Origin of the sequence: Streptomyces sp. NPDC056479 (assembly GCF_042795335.1) — a bacterium.
Classification (GTDB): domain Bacteria; phylum Actinomycetota; class Actinomycetes; order Streptomycetales; family Streptomycetaceae; genus Streptomyces.
On the sequence record NZ_JBHTRZ010000004.1, the window covers coordinates 347,363 to 363,243 of the forward strand.

Consider the following 15,881-nt stretch of genomic DNA (forward strand, 5'->3'; position numbering starts at 1 on the left):
CCCGGTCCGCTGTGCCGAGGGTCCCTCGCAACAGCTGAACATCCCCTGAACGCCCCTGAACGCCATGTCAGAAACCCGAACCGAGGCCGCCGTCCGTCACTCCCCCGCCGACGGCAGCAGCACAGTGAACCGTGCCCCTCCCAGCCCCTCGGCCTCCCCCGCCTCCACCCGCCCCCGATGCGCCGCCGTCACCTCCGCGACGATCGCCAGGCCCAGCCCGGCGCCGCCCGCGCCCCGGGTGCGGGACTCGTCCAGCCGTACGAAGCGGTCGAAGACCCGTGCCCGGTCGGTGGGCGGGATGCCGGGGCCGTCGTCGTCCACCAGCAGCCGCACCCAGCCGTCCCCGTTGTCCTTCAGCGCCAGCGCCACCCGGGTGCGGGCGTGCCGGGCCGCGTTCTCGCCCAGGTTGCGCACCAGGCGCCGCAGCGCCTCCTCGTCGCCGGTGACCCGGGCCGCGCCCACCGCCGTGCTGTCGACGCGCATGCCGGGCGCGGCCGAGCGCAGCCGGCCCGCCTCCGCGAGGACCAGGTCGTCGAGGTCGACCGGCCGCCGCCCGCCCCGCAGCAGGCCGCTCTCGTCGGCGCGGGCGAGCAGCAGCAGATCGTCGACGAGGCGTTGCATGCGTACGGCCTCGTCGAGCACGGTTCCGGCGAGGGCGCCGGTGTCGGTGCGCCCGGGGTGGGCGAGGGCGACCTCGGCGTGCTGGCGGACGGTGGCGACGGGTGAGCGCAGTTCGTGGGAGGCGTCGGACACGAAGCGGCGCTGCGCCGCCTCGGCTCGGGCGACGCGGCGCAGCGTGCGGCCGACGGCGATCCAGGTCGCGGTGGCCGCCAAGGCGACCAGGACCGGCAGGCCGATGAGCAGCAGCCAGGTGACGGTGTCCGTGGCCTCGGCGACACCGGTGGCGTCCCGCCCGTCTAGGACGACCAGTTCGCGGCCGCCGTCCCGGGCGCCGACCGCCACGACCAGGAAGGGGTCGTCGTCGAGCGGGGTGTCGACGGAGGCGCTCTCGCCGGGGTCGAGCCGGGCCAGCGCGGGTTGTCCCGCGACGTTCTCGCTGGCCGCGACGACCGTGCCGTCCGCGGCGACGACCTGCAGGAACTCCTCGTCGGGTGCGGACACGGCCGGCGCGGGCACCCCCCGTCCCGCCTCGATGACCCGGGCCACGTCCGAGGCCCGTGCCCGCGCGGCGTTCCGGACGTCGTCGCTGAGCTCGGTGCGCAGTCCGACGACGAGCCCGACACCGGCGGCGAGCAGGGCGACGGCCACGGCGAGCACGGCGACGGCCGTGGCCCGGACCCGTACCGCCCGCAGCCGGCGCTCGTATCGCTCGCCCGTCATCGGGCACCCGTCACCCGTCGTCGGGCACGAGCCGGTACCCGTGCCCGCGTGACGTCAGCAGCGACCGCCGCCCGAAGGGCCGGTCGACCTTGTTGCGCAGCCGCCGTACGTACACCTCGACGATGTTCGGGTCGCCCTCGAAGTCGTCGCCCCACACATGGTCGAGGATGGTCCGCTTGGACACCGCCTCCCCGGCCCGCCGCAGCAGGAACTCCAGCACGGCGAACTCCCGCGCGGTGACCTCGATGTCGCGCCCGGCCCGGCTGACCGTCCGGGCCGCCGGGTCGAGCCGCAGATCACCCGCGGCGAGCACGGCGGGCCGCTGCCGTGCCTCCCGCCGCAGCAGCGCCCGCAGTCTCGCCAGGAGTACGGCGTAGGAGACGGGTTTGGTCAGATAGTCGTCGGCGCCGGTGTCGAGGCCCTCGATCTCGTCCCACTCGCCCTCCTTGGCGGTGAGCATGAGGATCGGCGTCCAGTCGCGCTCGGCGCGCAGCGTCCGGCAGACGCGGTAGCCGTTGAGCTTCGGCAGCATGACGTCCAGGACGATCGCGTCGTAGCCGTGCTCGCGGGCCAGCCACAGTCCGTCCACCCCGTCGAGCGCGATGTCGACCGCGAAGCCCTCGGCCTCCAGGCCGTCCCTGAGCCCCGCCGCGAACCGCTCCTCGTCCTCGACGACCAGCACCCGCATGCCCTCACGCTACGTCGGCCGGGGCGCGCGGGCTCGGTGTCAGTACGGCAGGATCCGCCCCGAGGGGGTGCGTCGGTCGATCTCGCCCCTGGTGTCGCGGGGAGCGGCGGGCCGGCGGATGACACGCACACGGACGTTGCTCTGACGGTTCATGACGCCCTCCTCCTTCGATGGCTAGGTCCGTTGCGACCAGCCTTCTCTCCGCAACCTTTCGGCACATCGTGCCCACGGAGACTCTTGTCATGCCTCCGCGGCAGGAGCGGATGGGCGCCGGGGTACTTCCCCGGGAGGAGAGCGCCCCTAAGAGCCTGTTTCTGAACCCCCGCCTGCGCCCCGACGCCCGGCACGTGCCCTCGCTCCGCGCGGACGACGGGGGTTCAGAAACAGGCTCTAAGTCAGCTCGGGGTGCCGCGCCGCCGGGTGCGCAGGGGCACCGACGCGGTCTTCGCGCCGCGCGGTATCTGCTGTTCGAACGCCGCCAGCGCGATCGGGCTGTCCGGCGGCACGACGGCCATCATGCGGCGCCGCTGCGCCTCCGCGACGGCGTCGCCGGCCGGGGTGCCGTGCCGGGCGTGGACGATGCGGAGCTCTCCGTCGCCGGAGCCGCGCCGGCCGACGGGGGTGACGCCGGCGTTGGTGCCGTCGGGAAGGGTCACCCACAGCTCGAAGTCGTCGTACCGGAAGTAGTCGGCGGCCTTGATCGGCCAGGGGTAGTGGTGCTCGCCGGCCGCCTTGGGCAGGACGCCGGAGTGGTCGGGGCTGCTGAGCGGCACGCACGAGTTGAACAGGGAGTCGGTCCAGTCCTCGACACCGTCGGCATCCGTGATCGGTGTGTCCAGGAGGTCGGCGGCCCGCTTGTAGCCCAGCTCGTCCAGGGCCGGCAGGGTGAGCGGGAAGGCCTCGATCAGCTCGGCGGCCTCCCGGCGGAGCCGGTCGACCTTCACGGGGTCGGCGCAGAACTGCGCGCTCCACTCGATGCCGACCCGGGCCCGGTACATCCGCCACCCGTCCGCGGCCTTCACCCAGAGGCTGCCGCCGTGGTGCATCTCCCAGGGCCCCGGCCCGTACGGCAGCTCGGCGTCCTCGGCCTCCAGTTCCGCGAGGATCTTCTTCGCCGTCTTCTTCGCGGCGCGGAACTGCGCGGACTCCGAGCGCTTGGGGTGCTTGACGACCCGTATCTCCCAAGGGTGGTTCTCCTTGCGGGACTTGCCGAGTTCGAACTTCGTACGGCTCGCCGGCCGTGTCAGGACATCGGTCATGTCCGGCCTCCTTTCAGGTCTCCTTCCATCGTCCGGCGGGGATGCGGCGGCGTCGACTCGCGCTGGACCCGGCCCGGGAACAGGCGCACGCTCGTCAGTAGGGCATCCGACCCGCTACGGAAGTGATCTCGATGGAAGACAAGCAGTGGACCGTCCGGATCCGCATCACCGAGGACGGCGACGACACCCGCGCCGAGGCCGTGCTGACCACTGAGGACACACCGCAGGACATGGTGGCCGTCACCGGTCGCGGGGTCGCCCGCCGCAACCCGATCGACCGGCCCATCGCCGAGATCGGCGACGAACTCGCCGCCTGCCGTGCCCTGGAGGACCTGGCCATCAGACTGCACGACATCGCGTCCGACGACATCGTCCAGCTGACCGGTCCCGTCGACCGGTGAGGGCGCCGGGCGTCAGTCCCGCGCCCAGCTGTACCGCCGCTCCGGCCGCCCCGCCTGCCCGTACCGCAGGGACACCTCCGCCCGCCCGGTCACGGTGAAGTGCTCCAGGTACCGCCGCGCGCTGACCCGGGACACCCCGAGGCGGGCGGCACACTCCGCGGAGGAGAGGCTGCCGTCGGCCGCGCGCAGCTCCCGCTCGATCAGCTCGGCGGTCTCCACGCTCATGCCCTTGGGCAGGGTCGGGGGCGGGGCGGCCGGCGCCGCGCCCCGGGCCAGCGCCCGGTCGACGTCGGACTGGCCGCTGACGACGGCCGCGTAGAGGTTGCTGCGCCGGGCCGCGTACCGCTCCAGGCGCGCTCTGAGGTCCTCCGCGTCGAAGGGCTTCAGCAGATAGTCGACGACGCCCTGCCGTACGGCGCCCCGGACCGCCTCGGACTCGCGCGCGGCGCTGATCACCATGACGTCGCAGTCGTGGCCGGCGGTGCGCAGCCGGGGGATGATCTCCAGGCCGAACATGTCGGGCAGGTAGAGGTCGAGCAGCACCAGGTCGGGTTGCAGTTCGGCGACGGCGGTGAGCGCCTGCTCGCCGCAGTTCGCGGTGCCGATCACCCGGAACCCGTCGACGTCGTTGACGAATCCGCGGTGGATCCGCGCCACCATGAAGTCGTCCTCCACGATCAGGACATCGATCATCGGACTGTCTCCGTCGCTCGGTCGGCCGGTCGGCCGACGGACATCCGGGCGGTGAACATGGCGCCCGCCTGCGTGTTGGCCACCGACACCTCACCGCCCCGGCGTTTGCACACCAGCCGGGTCAGCGCGAGGCCGATGCCCCGGTCGCCGCCCTGCGCGGCCTTGGTGGTGAACCCGTGCAGGAACACCTCCTGCGCGAGCTCGGGAGCCACGCCCGGCCCCGAGTCCCGTACGACGATCTCCACGCTGGAGGCGTCCTGGCGCAGCTCCACCTCCACCCAGGCGTCGGGGTCGCCGTCCCCCGTGCGGGAACCGCTCGCGGCGGCGTCGACCGCGTTGTCCACGAGGTTGCCGAGCACGGTCGCCACATCCGCGGAGTCGGTGGGCTCCAGCCGGTCCAGGGAGGTGCGCTCGGAGATCTTCAGCCTTACCTTGCGTTCCGCGGCGAGCGCCGACTTGGCCATGAGCAGTGCGGCGACGGCCCGGTCGCCGACCCGGCTTGTGATGCTCACGTCGAGCGACTCGCGGTGCTTGCGCAGGGCGCGAACGTACCGGACGACCTCGTCGTGCTCGCCGATCTGGATGAGCCCGGAGATGGTGTGCAGCTGGTTGGAGAACTCGTGGGCTTGGGCGCGCAGCAGCTCGGCGGAGCTGCGGAAGGAGCCCAACTCCCGCTCCAGCTGGGCGAGTTCGGTGCGGTCGCGCAGGGTTGTGACCGAGCCGAGCCGGCGGCCGTCCTTGGTGACGTCCATCCGGTTCATCACCAGGACACGGCCCCGGCGGATGACGACCTCGTCCCGCCGCGCGAGATCACCGGGCTCCCCCTCGCCCGGGGTCCCGGCCAGGACGTCGTACAGCCGGCCCTCGATCCCCAGGTCGGTCAGGCTCATCCCGACGCAGTTCTCGGGCAGGTCGAGCAGCCCGCGGCCGACGGCGTTGACCAGCGTGAGGCGCTGGTGCGGGTCGAGGGCCACGACTCCCTCGGCGATACCGAACAGCATCGCCTCCCGGTGCTCGGCGAGTCCGGCGATCTCGCTCGGCTCCATGCCGAAGGTCTGCCGCTTGATCCGCCGGGCCAGCAGCCAGGAGCCGGCCACCCCGAGGACGCTGGCGACGCCGAGGTAGACCAGCAGATAGGAGGAGGCGCCGACCAGCCGCTGCCAGACCGACGGCGAGGCCCGCCCGATCATCACCGTGCCCAGGTGATCCCCGGCGTTGTCCGCCTCCACATCCGCCCCGAGCACCGGCGCCTGCGCCACCAGCTGGGTGACGCCGTCCACCGGCAGCTCCCCGGACCAGCCGACGGCCTCGGCGACCTGCGGTCCCTCGACCGGCATCCGCGTTCCGACCAGTGTGGGGTCGGTGGCGGCTACGATCTCGCCGTCGGTGTCGGCGACCATCGCGGAGGTGACCCCGGACCTGGTGAGCGTGGACTGCAGGAGCGGGGCGAGCATCTCGGCGGGCGCGGGCCGCACGAGCTGGGTGCGCACCAGGGGGTTGCCCGCCATCTCCTCGGCGAGCGCGGTCACCCGGCGTCCCTCGACCCGGTCGAACGTCGCCTGCGACTGCGCCAGCGACACCGCGGCCACGGCGGCGAGCACGATCACGACAATGGCGAGCTGCCATACCAGCAGCTCGCCTGCGAGCGTCTGACGCCTCTGTTGACGTGGCGTTATGACCACTATGAACTCAACCTTCAATGGTCACACAACCGAGACGGAGTGTCTCAGGAACCGCACAATCATGGCGCCGGATCGGGCCGAGCGAAAGAGATGAGCCATGAGAAGTCGACGAGCCGCACTTGTCGGAGCTCTTGCCACCGTTTCGATGATCGCGGTCAGCGCCTGTGGCGCCACCGCCGACAAGGAGGAGTCCGCGGGCGGCTCCGACAAGCCCCTGACGGGCCTGCGCCTCATGGTGCCCAACACCCCGGGCAGCGGTTACGACCTCACCGCCCGCACCGTCTCCCAGGTCATGCAGGACACCGAGGTCGCCTCCGGCGTCCAGGTGTTCAACCTGCCCGGCGCCAGCGGCACCGTGGGTCTGCAGCGCCTGGTGAACGAGAAGGGCAACGGCAAGATGGCCATGCAGATGGGCCTGGGCGTGGTCGGAGCCTCGTACACCTCCAAGTCCAAGGCGACGCTGACGGACACCACGCCGATCGCCAAGCTGATCGAGGAGGCCGGCGCGATCGTCGTGCCCAAGGACTCCCCGTACAAGACGATGGACGACCTCGTCACCGCCTGGAAGGAGAACCCCAAGAAGCTCGCCGTGGGCGGTGGTTCGTCGCCGGGCGGCCCCGACCACCTGCTGCCGATGCAGCTGGCGAAGGCCGTCGGCATCAAGCCGAAGGACGTCAACTACGTCTCCTACGACGGCGGCGGCGAGCTGCTGCCGGCCATCCTCGGCAACAAGATCGCCTTCGGGGCGAGCGGTTTCGGGGAGTTCCTCGACCAGATCGAGGCCGGGCAGGTGCGCGTCCTCGCGGTCACCAGCGAGAAGCCGATCGACGCGCTCAAGGACGCGCCCACGCTCAAGGACTCCGGCATCGACCTGGTCTTCACCAACTGGCGCGGCATCGTGGCCCCTCCGGGCATCACCGAGGAGCAGGAGAAGAGCTGGGTCGACTCGCTGACCACGATGCACGACTCGAAGGAGTGGCAGGCGCAGCTGGAGAAGAACGGCTGGGTCGATGCCTTCGCCGCCGGCGACGAGTTCGGCACCTTCCTGACCGAGCAGGACAAGGCGGTCGCCGACCTGCTCGCAGAGCTCGGGCTGGCATGAGCTCCGAGGTGAAGGACGAACGGACCGTGGCGGACTCCCCTCCGCCACAGCAGGGCGGGGACCGCGCGCAGTACGGCGTGTGCGCGTTCCTCGCCCTGCTGGGCACCGCCGTGATCGTGGACGCCCTCGGCATCCCGCACATCACCAGCGGCACCGACCCGGTCGGCCCGCGCGCGGTCCCGCTGATCCTGGGCACGCTGCTGGTGCTGCTCGCGGTGCTGTACGCCGTCGACGTGGCCCGGGGCGGCCACGGTGAGCCGGAGGCCGGCGAGGACGTCGACCTGTCCGGCGGCGCCGACTGGCGCACGGTGGCCCTGCTGGTCGCGGTGTTCGTGGCGAACGCGCTGCTCATCGAGCGGCTCGGCTGGGTGATCAGCGGCGGCCTGCTGTTCTGGGGCACGGCGTTCGCGCTCGGCAACCGGCACTACATCCGCAACCTGCTGATCGCGGCGACGCTCTCCCTGACGACGTTCTACGCGTTCGCGATCGGCCTCGGCGTGAACCTCCCCGCCGGCGTGCTGCAAGGAATCCTGTGAGGCCGCGATGGAGAACCTGAACAACCTCATGCAGGGCTTCGCGGACGTCATGGCTCCGCTGAACCTGCTGCTCGCCCTGGTCGGCGTGGTCATCGGCACCGCGGTGGGCGTCCTGCCGGGCATCGGCCCGGCGATGACGGTGGCCCTGCTGCTGCCCGTCACCTACGGCATGGAGCCGGTGCAGGCGTTCATCATGTTCGCCGGCATCTTCTACGGCGGTATGTACGGCGGCTCGACGACGTCGATCCTGCTCAACACCCCCGGCGAGTCCTCGTCCGTGGTCACCGCCATCGAGGGCAACAAGATGGCGAAGGCGGGCCGCGCGGCGCAGGCCCTGGCCACCGCGGCGATCGGCTCCTTCGTGGCGGGCACCATCGGCACCCTGCTGCTGGTCCTGATCACCCCGTTCGTCGTGGACTTCGCGGTCAGCCTGGGCGCCCCCGACTACTTCGCGCTGATGCTGCTGTCGTTCATCGCCGTGACGTCGGTCCTGGGCTCGTCCCGCATCCGCGGTTTCATATCCCTGCTCCTCGGCCTGACGATCGGCCTGGTCGGCATCGACTCGGTGTCGGGCCAGCAGCGACTGACCCTCGGCATACCGCAGTTGGCCGACGGCATCGACGTCGTCGTGGTCGCGGTCGGCATCTTCGCGGTCGGCGAGGCGCTGTGGGTGGCCGCGCATCTGCGCCGCAAGCCCGCCGAGGTGATCCCGGTCGGCCGCCCGTGGATGGGCCGGCAGGACTGGAAGCGGTCCTGGAAGCCCTGGCTGCGCGGGACGGCGTACGGCTTCCCGTTCGGCGCGCTGCCGGCCGGCGGCGCGGAGATCCCGACCTTCCTGTCGTACGCCACGGAGAAGCGGCTGACCAGGCATCCCGAGGATTTCGGCAAGGGCGCGATCGAGGGGGTGGCCGGTCCGGAGGCCGCGAACAACGCCTCCGCCGCGGGCACCCTGGTGCCGATGCTGGCGATCGGCCTGCCGACCAACGCCACCGCGGCGGTGATGCTGGCCGCCTTCCAGTCGTACGGCATCCAGCCAGGACCGCTGCTCTTCGAGCGCGAGGCGAGCCTGGTCTGGGTCCTGATCGCCAGCCTGTTCATCGGCAATCTGCTGCTGTTGCTGCTGAACCTCCCGCTGGCGCCGGTGTGGGCGAAGCTGCTCCAGATCCCGCGGCCGTATCTCTACGCGGGCATCCTCTTCTTCGCCACGATGGGCGCCTACGCCGTCAACGCCCAGCCTCTCGATCTGTTCATCCTCCTCACCCTGGGCCTCCTCGGCTTCGCCATGCGACGCTTCGGGCTGCCGGTCCTGCCGCTGATCGTCGGCGTGATCCTGGGCCCGCGCGCGGAGCTCCAGGGCCGGCGCTCCCTCCAGTTGTCCGGCGGCGAGCTGTCGGGGCTGCTGGGCGGGCCGGTGTCGTACACGGTCTACACGGTGATCGCCCTGGTCCTGGTGTGGCCGCTGATCCGCAGGTTCGTCGTACGCCCCCTGCGCGCGCGAAGCGCAGCCTGAGACATCTGGAGATCGAGATGACCATCCTGGTCGGCTACGTCCCCTCACCCGAGGGGGAGGCGGCCCTGCGCGCGGCGATCGACGAGGCCCGCCGCCGCAACGAGAAACTGCTGGTGGTGAACACCACCCGGGGCGACTCCCTGGTGGACCCCCGCTTCGCCCAGGAACCGGACCTGACCCACGTCCGCGAGGACCTCGCGGCGCTGGGCATCGACTTCGACGTCCGCCAGGTTCTCGGCGCCCGGGACGCCGCCGAGGAGATCATCGACCTCGCGGAGACCAAAGGCGTCTCCCTGGTGGTGATCGGTCTGCGGCGGCGCAGCGCGGTCGGCAAGCTGATCATGGGCTCGGCGGCGCAGCAGATCCTGCTGGGCGTGGACTGCCCGGTCCTCGCCGTGAAGGCGGAGGGCTGACGATGCTGCTGCGCACCTTCGGCTGGTCGCTCGGCGTCACGGCGCTGGGCCTCGCCTTCGCCGCCTGGCAGTGGGGCTGGGAGGCGTTCGGGATCGTGCTGATCCTGGCGATCCTGGAGATCTCGCTGTCCTTCGACAACGCGGTCGTCAACGCCGGGATCCTGAAGAAGATGAACGCCTTCTGGCAGCGGATCTTCCTCACCATAGGCATCCTGATCGCGGTGTTCGGCATGCGGCTGGTCTTCCCGGTGGTGATCGTCGCCATCAGCGCCAAGGTCGGCCCGGTCGAGGCGGTCCAGCTGGCCCTGGACGACCCCGACCGCTATCAGGCCCTGGTCACCGACGCCCACCCGGCGATCGCGGCCTTCGGCGGCATGTTCCTGCTGATGATCTTCCTGGACTTCGTCATGGAGGACCGCGAGATCAAATGGCTGCTCTGGCTGGAGCGTCCGCTCGCGAGGCTCGGCAAGATCGACATGCTGTCGGTCTGCCTCGCGCTCGTCGTCCTGCTCGGCACGGCAATGACCTTCGCCGGCCAGGCCCACGTCAGCACGGGCCACGCCGACAAGGCCGCCACCGTTCTGCTCGCCGGGGTCGCCGGTCTCATCACCTATCTCGTGGTCGGCGGCCTCTCCGGCCACTTCGAGAACAGGCTCGAAGAGGAGGAGGAACACGAGCACGAGGAGGAGGAGAAGGCCAGGGCCGAAGGCCGGCCCGTCACGGTGGTCGCCCTCGCCGGGAAGGCGGCGTTCTTCCTCTTCCTGTACCTGGAGGTGCTGGACGCGTCTTTCTCCTTCGACGGTGTGATCGGCGCCTTCGCCATCACCAACCACATCTTCTGGATGGCCCTCGGCCTGGGCATCGGCGCCATGTACGTCCGCTCGCTCACGGTCTACCTGGTCCGCCAGGGCACCCTCGACGACTACGTCTACCTCGAGCACGGCGCCCACTACGCCATCGGCGCCCTCGCCGCGGTCCTGCTGATCACCATCCAGCACCAGATCAGCGAGATCATCACCGGCCTGATCGGCGTCGTCCTGATCGCCGCGTCCTTCCTCGCCTCGGTCCGCCGCAACCGCGCGCTGGAGGCCTCCGGGACGGACGGGGACACACCCGGCGCAGCGGACGAGAGGGGCGAGAAGGCGGAGGTGCCGTCGGGGGCGTGAGGGGCCGACCGGGTTTCGGGGCGGACACAAGGCGTGATCTGGCACAAACGTGGTCCACGACATAGGCGTTTTCGCCCGATTATGGCTAGCTGGATGTGTTTGCCTCGCGCACAGCGTCGCGTCATTCGACGCGCCGTCCTCGTCGATCGTCCGCCCCGGGAGACCCATGCGCCCCCGCGTCCCCTCCGTCCCGCGAATCCCCTCGGCACGCCGCATCACCTCACTGCCACCCCTCGCCCTGGCCGGCGGCGCCCTCACCGTGGGCGTCGGCGGCCTGTATCTCGCCGGGCTGCTGTTCGCGGGCGGGGACATAGAGGACGGTACGACGGTGCGCGGCGTGGACATCGGCGGCCTGAGCCGCACGGAGGCCGTACGGAAGCTGGAGGACCGGCTGGGTCCGGCCGCCGCCCGCGATCTGCGTGTGACGATCGGTGACCGCAAGGGCACGATCGATCCACGGCAGGTCGGCATCACCTTCGACTACGACAAGACGGTGGACCACGCCTCGCGCACCCACACCGCCGACCCCTTCACCGTGATCGGCGGCCTCTTCAGCTCGGGCGGCCAGGTCGAGCCGATCGTGGCCGTCGACGAGGACAAGGCGCACACCGGCCTGAAGAAGGTGGCGAAGTCCGTCGACGAGAAAGTCCGCGAGGGCGCCGTCACCTTCGAGAACGGCCAGGTGAAGCCGGTCGCCCCGGTGAGCGGCCAGGCACTCGAGACCGACGCCGCGGTCGACCCCCTGCGCGCCGCCTTCCAGCGGGGCGAGGCCGGCTCCGTCACCACCCTGCCCACCCGGGAGACCAAGCCGAAGGTCACCGAACCGGAGGTGCGGCGGGCGGTGCGCGAGTTCGCGCAGCCGGCGATGTCGGCGCCGGTCACGCTCACCGCGGCCGACCTCCGCTTCACCATCGAGCAGCCCGTCCTGGGCAAGTACCTGACGATGCGCCCCGACGGCGCCGGCCGGCTCACCCCGCGGCTGGACGACACGGGTCTGCGCGCCGACCCCGCGGTCACCCAGGCCCTGTCCGGCCTGCCCGCCAGGGCCCACAACGCCGAGCTGGGTCTCGTCGGCAACCGGGTCGGGGTGGTCCAGGACGGCCGGGCCGGCCATGTCGTCACCGACAAGGCGCTGGGCAAGGCCGTGCTGCCGCTGCTCACCAAGCGGGGCGCCGGCCGCAGCGGCGAGATCGCCACGCGCGTGGCCGAGGCGCAGGTGACCCGTGACAACGTCCAGCGGCTGGGGCTGCGCGAGCAGATGTCCTCCTTCACCGTGAACTTCGAACCGGCGCCCTACCGCACCCGGAACATCGGCCGTGCGGTGCAGCTGATCAACGGCTCCGTCGTCATGCCGGACAAGACCTGGAGCTTCAACCGGACCGTCGGTGAGCGCACCGAGGCCAACGGCTTCGTCGACGGCGTCATGATCCTCAACGACGAGTTCACCAAGGCACCCGGCGGCGGCGTGTCCGCCGTGGCCACCACGGTCTTCAACGCGATGTTCTTCGCCGGCGTCAAGCCCCTGGAGTACGGCGCCCACTCCTTCTACATCGAGCGCTACCCGGAGGGCCGCGAGGCGACGGTCGCCTGGGGCAGCCTGGACCTGCGGTTCAGGAACGACTCGGGCAACGCCATGTACATCAAGGCCGAGTCCACCGACAGCTCGGTCACCATCACCTTCCTCGGCACCCGCAAGTACGACGACATCGGCTCGGTCAAGGGCCCCCGCACGAACGTGAAGCAGCCCGAGCGGAAGGTGCACACCGGCGAGCGCTGCGTCCCGCAGACTCCGCTGGAGGGCTTCGACGTGACCGTGCAGCGGGTCTTCGTCAAGGACGACGAGGTGGTGCGGCGGGAGCCGTTCCGCACGCACTACACGCCGCGCGACGAGATCGTCTGCGAGCCGCAGTCGCCGTAGGACCCGGCCCGGCGCCTGGCGTCCCGTCCTAGCCGAAGCGGCCCTCCACATAGTCGGCGGTGCGCGGGTCCGACGGCGCCGAGAACATCGCCGGGGTCGGGCCGTGCTCGACGATCGCGCCGGGTGTGTTCTGCTCGGCGAGGAAGAAGGCGCACTGGTCGGAGACGCGGGCGGCCTGCTGCATGTTGTGGGTGACGATCACGATGGTGACCTCGTGGGCCAGCTCGCGGATCGTCTCCTCGATCCGGCGGGTGGAGGTCGGGTCCAGGGCCGAGCAGGGCTCGTCCATCAGCAGGACCTTGGGGCGTACCGCCAGGGACCGGGCGATGCACAGGCGTTGCTGCTGACCGCCGGAGAGCGCGCCGCCGGGCTGGCGCAGGCGGTCGCGGACCTCCTTCCACAGGCCCGCCTTGGTCAGGCACTCCTCCACCAGTTCGTCCCTGGCCTCCCCGTTCATCCGGGTGCCGGTGAGCTTCAGGCCGGAGGTGACGTTGTCGTAGATCGACATCGCCGGGAAGGGGTTCGGCTTCTGGAAGACCATGCCGATCGTCCGCCGCGCCTCGGTCAGCCGCTGCCCGGCGGCGTAGACGTCCTGGCCGTCGACGAGCACCTCACCGGCCAGGGACGCGGTCGGAATGAGTTCGTGCATGCGGTTGAGGATGCGCAGGAACGTCGACTTGCCGCAGCCGGACGGGCCGATGAGGGCCGAGACCTGGCCGGCCGGCATGGTCAGGGACACACGGTCGAGGACCTTGTGGTCGCCGAACCAGGCCGAGATCCGGCGGGCCTGCAGCGTCGCGCCGGTCACCCCGGTCGCCCGCACCGGCGGGAGGGTCAGCGTGGTCTCGGTCTGGGTGGTCTGGTCGGTCACGGCTCGTCCTTCGTCGGCAGGGGGCGAACATCGGCGGATCACAGCAGGTTGGGCAGGAGCAGCAGCGTCTGGTCGGCGACCGCGAGGCCGAGCGCGCCGAGCAGCGGGACGCCGACGACCCAGGTGTGCCGCCTGCCCCAGCGGGCGTGCGCCCAGGCGAGGCCCGCGGCGGCCAGGGTGAGTGCCTGGCCCCACAGCACCAGCGGCAGCCAGGCCGACTGCTGGGTGGCCATCGGCTTCTCCTCCTCCGGCAGTGCGCCGGAGGCGACGGCGGGCGTCGGCGTGGGCTGGACGGTCGAGACCAGGTCGGCGTCCACGCGCAGGATGCCGCGGGGCATGAAGGGGGTGCCGTCGGCGGTGATCAGCGTCAGCCGCCCCTTCTCCGCCGCGGGCACGGCCGGCTGGGGGTCGCCCGCCCGGCGCGGGCCGATGACCCGGTAGGTGTGCTTGCCCTGACCCGTCGTCACGGTGAAGGTGTCGCCCGTGCTCAGTTCGCCGAGCCGCCGGAAGGGGCCGCCGTAGGCCGCCTGGCGGCCCATGATGACGCTGACTCCCGACTGGCCGGGCAGCGGCGTGTCCCGGCGGTGGCCCGGTCCGTGGGTCAGGTCGGCGGCCGTGGTGCCCTCGTGGACCACCTCGCGCACGCCGAGCTCGGGGATCGCAAGGATCGCCACGGGCTCACCGGCCTCGGGCGCCCGGCCACCGCCGGCGGACTGCCCGACCGGGGCGGTCCCGTTGGCGAGGGCGACGCGGAAGGCGGCGTGGTCGACCTGCCGGTCCCGGGCCTGCCGCAGATCGCTGACCAGGCCGGCGTCGGCGACGAAGCCAAGCAGCAGCGCGGCCAGGATGCTCAACGCGGCACTGGCGATACGCAGTCCGGGACCGGCGGTCGGACGTGCGGGCCGCGCCCGGCCGGGCCCGGGGGCCGACGCGGGGTCGGCCGCCACGGGCCCGGCGGGGGCGATGACCGGTGCCGTCATCCGATCCTCACCGAGGCGGAGGTGGCGGTGCCGTTGGCGAACCCGGCGCGCTTCGCCGTGACGGTCAGGGACAGCAGGTGGCCGCGGTCCGCGCTGGTGGGGATGTAGGTCGAGCGGGTGGCGCCGCTGATCGCGCGCCCGTCGCGCTTCCAGACATAGCCGTACGACTGGGCGGCGGGGGTCCAGGTGCCGGGCTTGGCGGTCTGCTTGTAGCCGACCTTGCGGGTGCCGGTGAACGAGGGCTTCGTCCCGTTCTTCAGCGCGGGGCCGAGGGCCACGGTCACGGACGGGCTGGTCGAGGTCGTGCTGCCGGTGCTGTTGGTGCCCTTCGCCCGGCAGGCGATCTTGTGCGCACGGTCGGCGGCACCGAGTGCGCGGGTCCGCCCGGTCGCACCGCTGAGCACCGCGCCGTCCCGCAGCCAGGCGTACGACACGGAGCTCGCGCCGCTGAACGACACCGAGCAGGTCACCGTGGAGCCGACCCGGACGGTGCCGGTCACCTTCGCCGCCGAGACGAGGGCCGGGGGCTTGATCTTGACGGTGTAGGAGAGCGCCGCGGAGGTGGAGCCGCCGTACAGCGCCGGGTCGGCCGGTGTGAACTGGGCCTTGAGCGAGTGGGTGCCGACGGCCAGGGAGCTGGTGGTCTTGGTGGCCACGCCGCCGGAGACGGTGACGGCACTGCCGACCTGGGTCGTGCCGTCGAGGAAGCGGACCGTGCCGGCCGCGGCGGCCGGGGAGACGGTCGCCGTCAGCTTCACCGACGTGCCCTGGACGACCGGGCTCACCGGGCTCGCCGCGAGCTTGGTGGTCGTGGCGGTGACGGGCGCGGTGTTCTGGTAGGCGGTGTTGGAGGTGAACCAGATCGGCGCCGTGAAGTCGCCGTAGGTCGCCGAGCCGAACGCGCCCCGGCAGGTGAGGGTGAAGTCGTAGCGGCCCTGGAGGGTGGTGAACCCGGCGGTGCTTGCGTAGTTGCGCATCGTGTCGGACAGCGGCACGACGATGCCGCCGTTCGGAGCGGTGGAGTAGGTGCTGATCGGCGAGTTGCCCACCACGATCTGACCGTCGGCGGGGAAGCCCGAGCCCTTGACGCCGACGATGAGGTTGGTCGCGGGCTCCGGGCAGGGCGCGGGCGTGGTCAGCGTGATGCCGCTGGTGTCCGTGCCGGTGGCCGGGGACACCTCCATCGCGCCGAGGACGTCGGCCTCGGCGCCGCCGGTGCCGAGCACGAGCGCCCCGGCGGCCAGCGCGGTGACGAGGGTGGCCGCCAGGGGGCGGCGTACGGCCTTGACCTGCATGGTGTGTCGTCTCTTCCTGTGGGGTC

At 71.7% G+C, this 15,881-nt stretch carries 15 protein-coding genes; 7 read left to right on the top strand and 8 right to left on the bottom strand.

What is annotated here, in order from left to right:
* Positions 1-96: 96 nt before the first annotated feature.
* From ACFQ6S_RS18095 to ACFQ6S_RS18105, 3 genes are all read right to left on the bottom strand, one after another.
* A complete protein-coding gene (locus ACFQ6S_RS18095) occupies positions 97-1,341 on the bottom strand; it encodes a sensor histidine kinase (RefSeq protein ID WP_383410131.1) in 1,245 nt (414 codons plus the stop codon).
* A 10-nt stretch (positions 1,342-1,351) separates the two neighbouring features.
* A complete protein-coding gene (locus ACFQ6S_RS18100; protein WP_383410133.1) occupies positions 1,352-2,029 on the bottom strand; it encodes a response regulator transcription factor in 678 nt (225 codons plus the stop codon).
* A gap of 395 nt (positions 2,030-2,424) precedes the next feature.
* A complete protein-coding gene (locus ACFQ6S_RS18105) occupies positions 2,425-3,288 on the bottom strand; it encodes a DUF6424 family protein (RefSeq protein ID WP_383410136.1) in 864 nt (287 codons plus the stop codon).
* A 131-nt stretch (positions 3,289-3,419) separates the two neighbouring features.
* Here ACFQ6S_RS18105 and ACFQ6S_RS18110 point away from each other — a divergent pair, with 131 nt between their 5' ends.
* On the top strand, positions 3,420-3,689 hold the full coding sequence (locus ACFQ6S_RS18110; RefSeq protein ID WP_383410140.1) for a DUF1876 domain-containing protein: 270 nt from the start codon (positions 3,420-3,422) through the stop codon (positions 3,687-3,689).
* 12 nt (positions 3,690-3,701) lie between these two features.
* On the opposite strand, the gene ACFQ6S_RS18115 is transcribed toward ACFQ6S_RS18110, so the two are convergent.
* Together ACFQ6S_RS18115 and ACFQ6S_RS18120 are read right to left on the bottom strand one after the other, a co-directional pair.
* On the bottom strand, positions 3,702-4,382 hold the full coding sequence (locus ACFQ6S_RS18115) for a response regulator (protein WP_383410143.1): 681 nt from the start codon (positions 4,380-4,382) through the stop codon (positions 3,702-3,704).
* Positions 4,379-6,064, bottom strand: coding sequence for an ATP-binding protein (locus tag ACFQ6S_RS18120; RefSeq protein ID WP_383410146.1), 1,686 nt, complete (start codon positions 6,062-6,064; stop codon positions 4,379-4,381). Before ACFQ6S_RS18120 ends, ACFQ6S_RS18115 begins: the two co-directional genes overlap by 4 nt.
* 97 nt (positions 6,065-6,161) lie before the next feature.
* Between ACFQ6S_RS18120 and ACFQ6S_RS18125 the strand changes: the two genes are divergently transcribed.
* From ACFQ6S_RS18125 to ACFQ6S_RS18150, 6 genes are all read left to right on the top strand, one after another.
* Positions 6,162-7,166 carry a Bug family tripartite tricarboxylate transporter substrate binding protein gene (locus tag ACFQ6S_RS18125; RefSeq protein ID WP_383410149.1) on the top strand — a complete coding sequence of 335 codons (1,005 nt, stop codon included), beginning with the start codon at positions 6,162-6,164 and terminating at the stop codon, positions 7,164-7,166.
* Positions 7,163-7,702: a tripartite tricarboxylate transporter TctB family protein gene (locus ACFQ6S_RS18130; RefSeq protein WP_383410152.1), complete on the top strand. Its 540-nt coding sequence runs from the start codon at positions 7,163-7,165 to the stop codon at positions 7,700-7,702. Before ACFQ6S_RS18125 ends, ACFQ6S_RS18130 begins: the two co-directional genes overlap by 4 nt.
* Positions 7,703-7,709: 7 nt before the next feature.
* Positions 7,710-9,212, top strand: coding sequence for a tripartite tricarboxylate transporter permease (locus ACFQ6S_RS18135; RefSeq protein WP_383410155.1), 1,503 nt, complete (start codon positions 7,710-7,712; stop codon positions 9,210-9,212).
* Between the two features lie 17 nt (positions 9,213-9,229).
* Positions 9,230-9,625, top strand: coding sequence for a universal stress protein (locus ACFQ6S_RS18140; RefSeq protein WP_383410158.1), 396 nt, complete (start codon positions 9,230-9,232; stop codon positions 9,623-9,625).
* Positions 9,626-9,627: 2 nt separating this feature from the next.
* Positions 9,628-10,791, top strand: a complete 1,164-nt coding sequence (locus tag ACFQ6S_RS18145; RefSeq protein ID WP_383410160.1) for a DUF475 domain-containing protein — start codon at positions 9,628-9,630, stop codon at positions 10,789-10,791.
* A 166-nt stretch (positions 10,792-10,957) separates the two neighbouring features.
* The gene (locus tag ACFQ6S_RS18150) at positions 10,958-12,709 is read left to right on the top strand and encodes a VanW family protein (RefSeq protein ID WP_383410162.1); all 1,752 of its coding nucleotides are present in this window, start codon (positions 10,958-10,960) and stop codon (positions 12,707-12,709) included.
* 28 nt (positions 12,710-12,737) lie between these two features.
* On the opposite strand, the gene ACFQ6S_RS18155 is transcribed toward ACFQ6S_RS18150, so the two are convergent.
* The 3 genes from ACFQ6S_RS18155 to ACFQ6S_RS18165 all read right to left on the bottom strand — a co-directional run bounded on the left by ACFQ6S_RS18155 (position 12,738) and on the right by ACFQ6S_RS18165 (position 15,855).
* Positions 12,738-13,502 carry a phosphate ABC transporter ATP-binding protein gene (locus ACFQ6S_RS18155; protein ID WP_383411276.1) on the bottom strand — a complete coding sequence of 255 codons (765 nt, stop codon included), beginning with the start codon at positions 13,500-13,502 and terminating at the stop codon, positions 12,738-12,740.
* Positions 13,503-13,618: 116 nt separating this feature from the next.
* A complete protein-coding gene (locus ACFQ6S_RS18160) occupies positions 13,619-14,560 on the bottom strand; it encodes a sortase (protein WP_383410165.1) in 942 nt (313 codons plus the stop codon).
* Positions 14,557-15,855, bottom strand: coding sequence for an Ig-like domain-containing protein (locus ACFQ6S_RS18165; RefSeq protein WP_383410167.1), 1,299 nt, complete (start codon positions 15,853-15,855; stop codon positions 14,557-14,559). Before ACFQ6S_RS18165 ends, ACFQ6S_RS18160 begins: the two co-directional genes overlap by 4 nt.
* Positions 15,856-15,881: the final 26 nt, after the last annotated feature.

Coding starts and splice junctions, on each gene's coding strand:
- ACFQ6S_RS18105 (WP_383410136.1), bottom strand. CDS start 3,288: ATGACCGATGTCCTGACACGGCCGGCGAGCCGTACGAAGTTCGAACTC.
- ACFQ6S_RS18095 (WP_383410131.1), bottom strand. CDS start 1,341: ATGACGGGCGAGCGATACGAGCGCCGGCTGCGGGCGGTACGGGTCCGG.
- ACFQ6S_RS18130 (WP_383410152.1), top strand. CDS start 7,163: ATGAGCTCCGAGGTGAAGGACGAACGGACCGTGGCGGACTCCCCTCCG.
- ACFQ6S_RS18165 (WP_383410167.1), bottom strand. CDS start 15,855: ATGCAGGTCAAGGCCGTACGCCGCCCCCTGGCGGCCACCCTCGTCACC.
- ACFQ6S_RS18125 (WP_383410149.1), top strand. CDS start 6,162: ATGAGAAGTCGACGAGCCGCACTTGTCGGAGCTCTTGCCACCGTTTCG.
- ACFQ6S_RS18100 (WP_383410133.1), bottom strand. CDS start 2,029: ATGCGGGTGCTGGTCGTCGAGGACGAGGAGCGGTTCGCGGCGGGGCTC.
- ACFQ6S_RS18110 (WP_383410140.1), top strand. CDS start 3,420: ATGGAAGACAAGCAGTGGACCGTCCGGATCCGCATCACCGAGGACGGC.
- ACFQ6S_RS18135 (WP_383410155.1), top strand. CDS start 7,710: ATGGAGAACCTGAACAACCTCATGCAGGGCTTCGCGGACGTCATGGCT.
- ACFQ6S_RS18115 (WP_383410143.1), bottom strand. CDS start 4,382: ATGATCGATGTCCTGATCGTGGAGGACGACTTCATGGTGGCGCGGATC.
- ACFQ6S_RS18140 (WP_383410158.1), top strand. CDS start 9,230: ATGACCATCCTGGTCGGCTACGTCCCCTCACCCGAGGGGGAGGCGGCC.
- ACFQ6S_RS18150 (WP_383410162.1), top strand. CDS start 10,958: ATGCGCCCCCGCGTCCCCTCCGTCCCGCGAATCCCCTCGGCACGCCGC.
- ACFQ6S_RS18160 (WP_383410165.1), bottom strand. CDS start 14,560: ATGACGGCACCGGTCATCGCCCCCGCCGGGCCCGTGGCGGCCGACCCC.
- ACFQ6S_RS18145 (WP_383410160.1), top strand. CDS start 9,628: ATGCTGCTGCGCACCTTCGGCTGGTCGCTCGGCGTCACGGCGCTGGGC.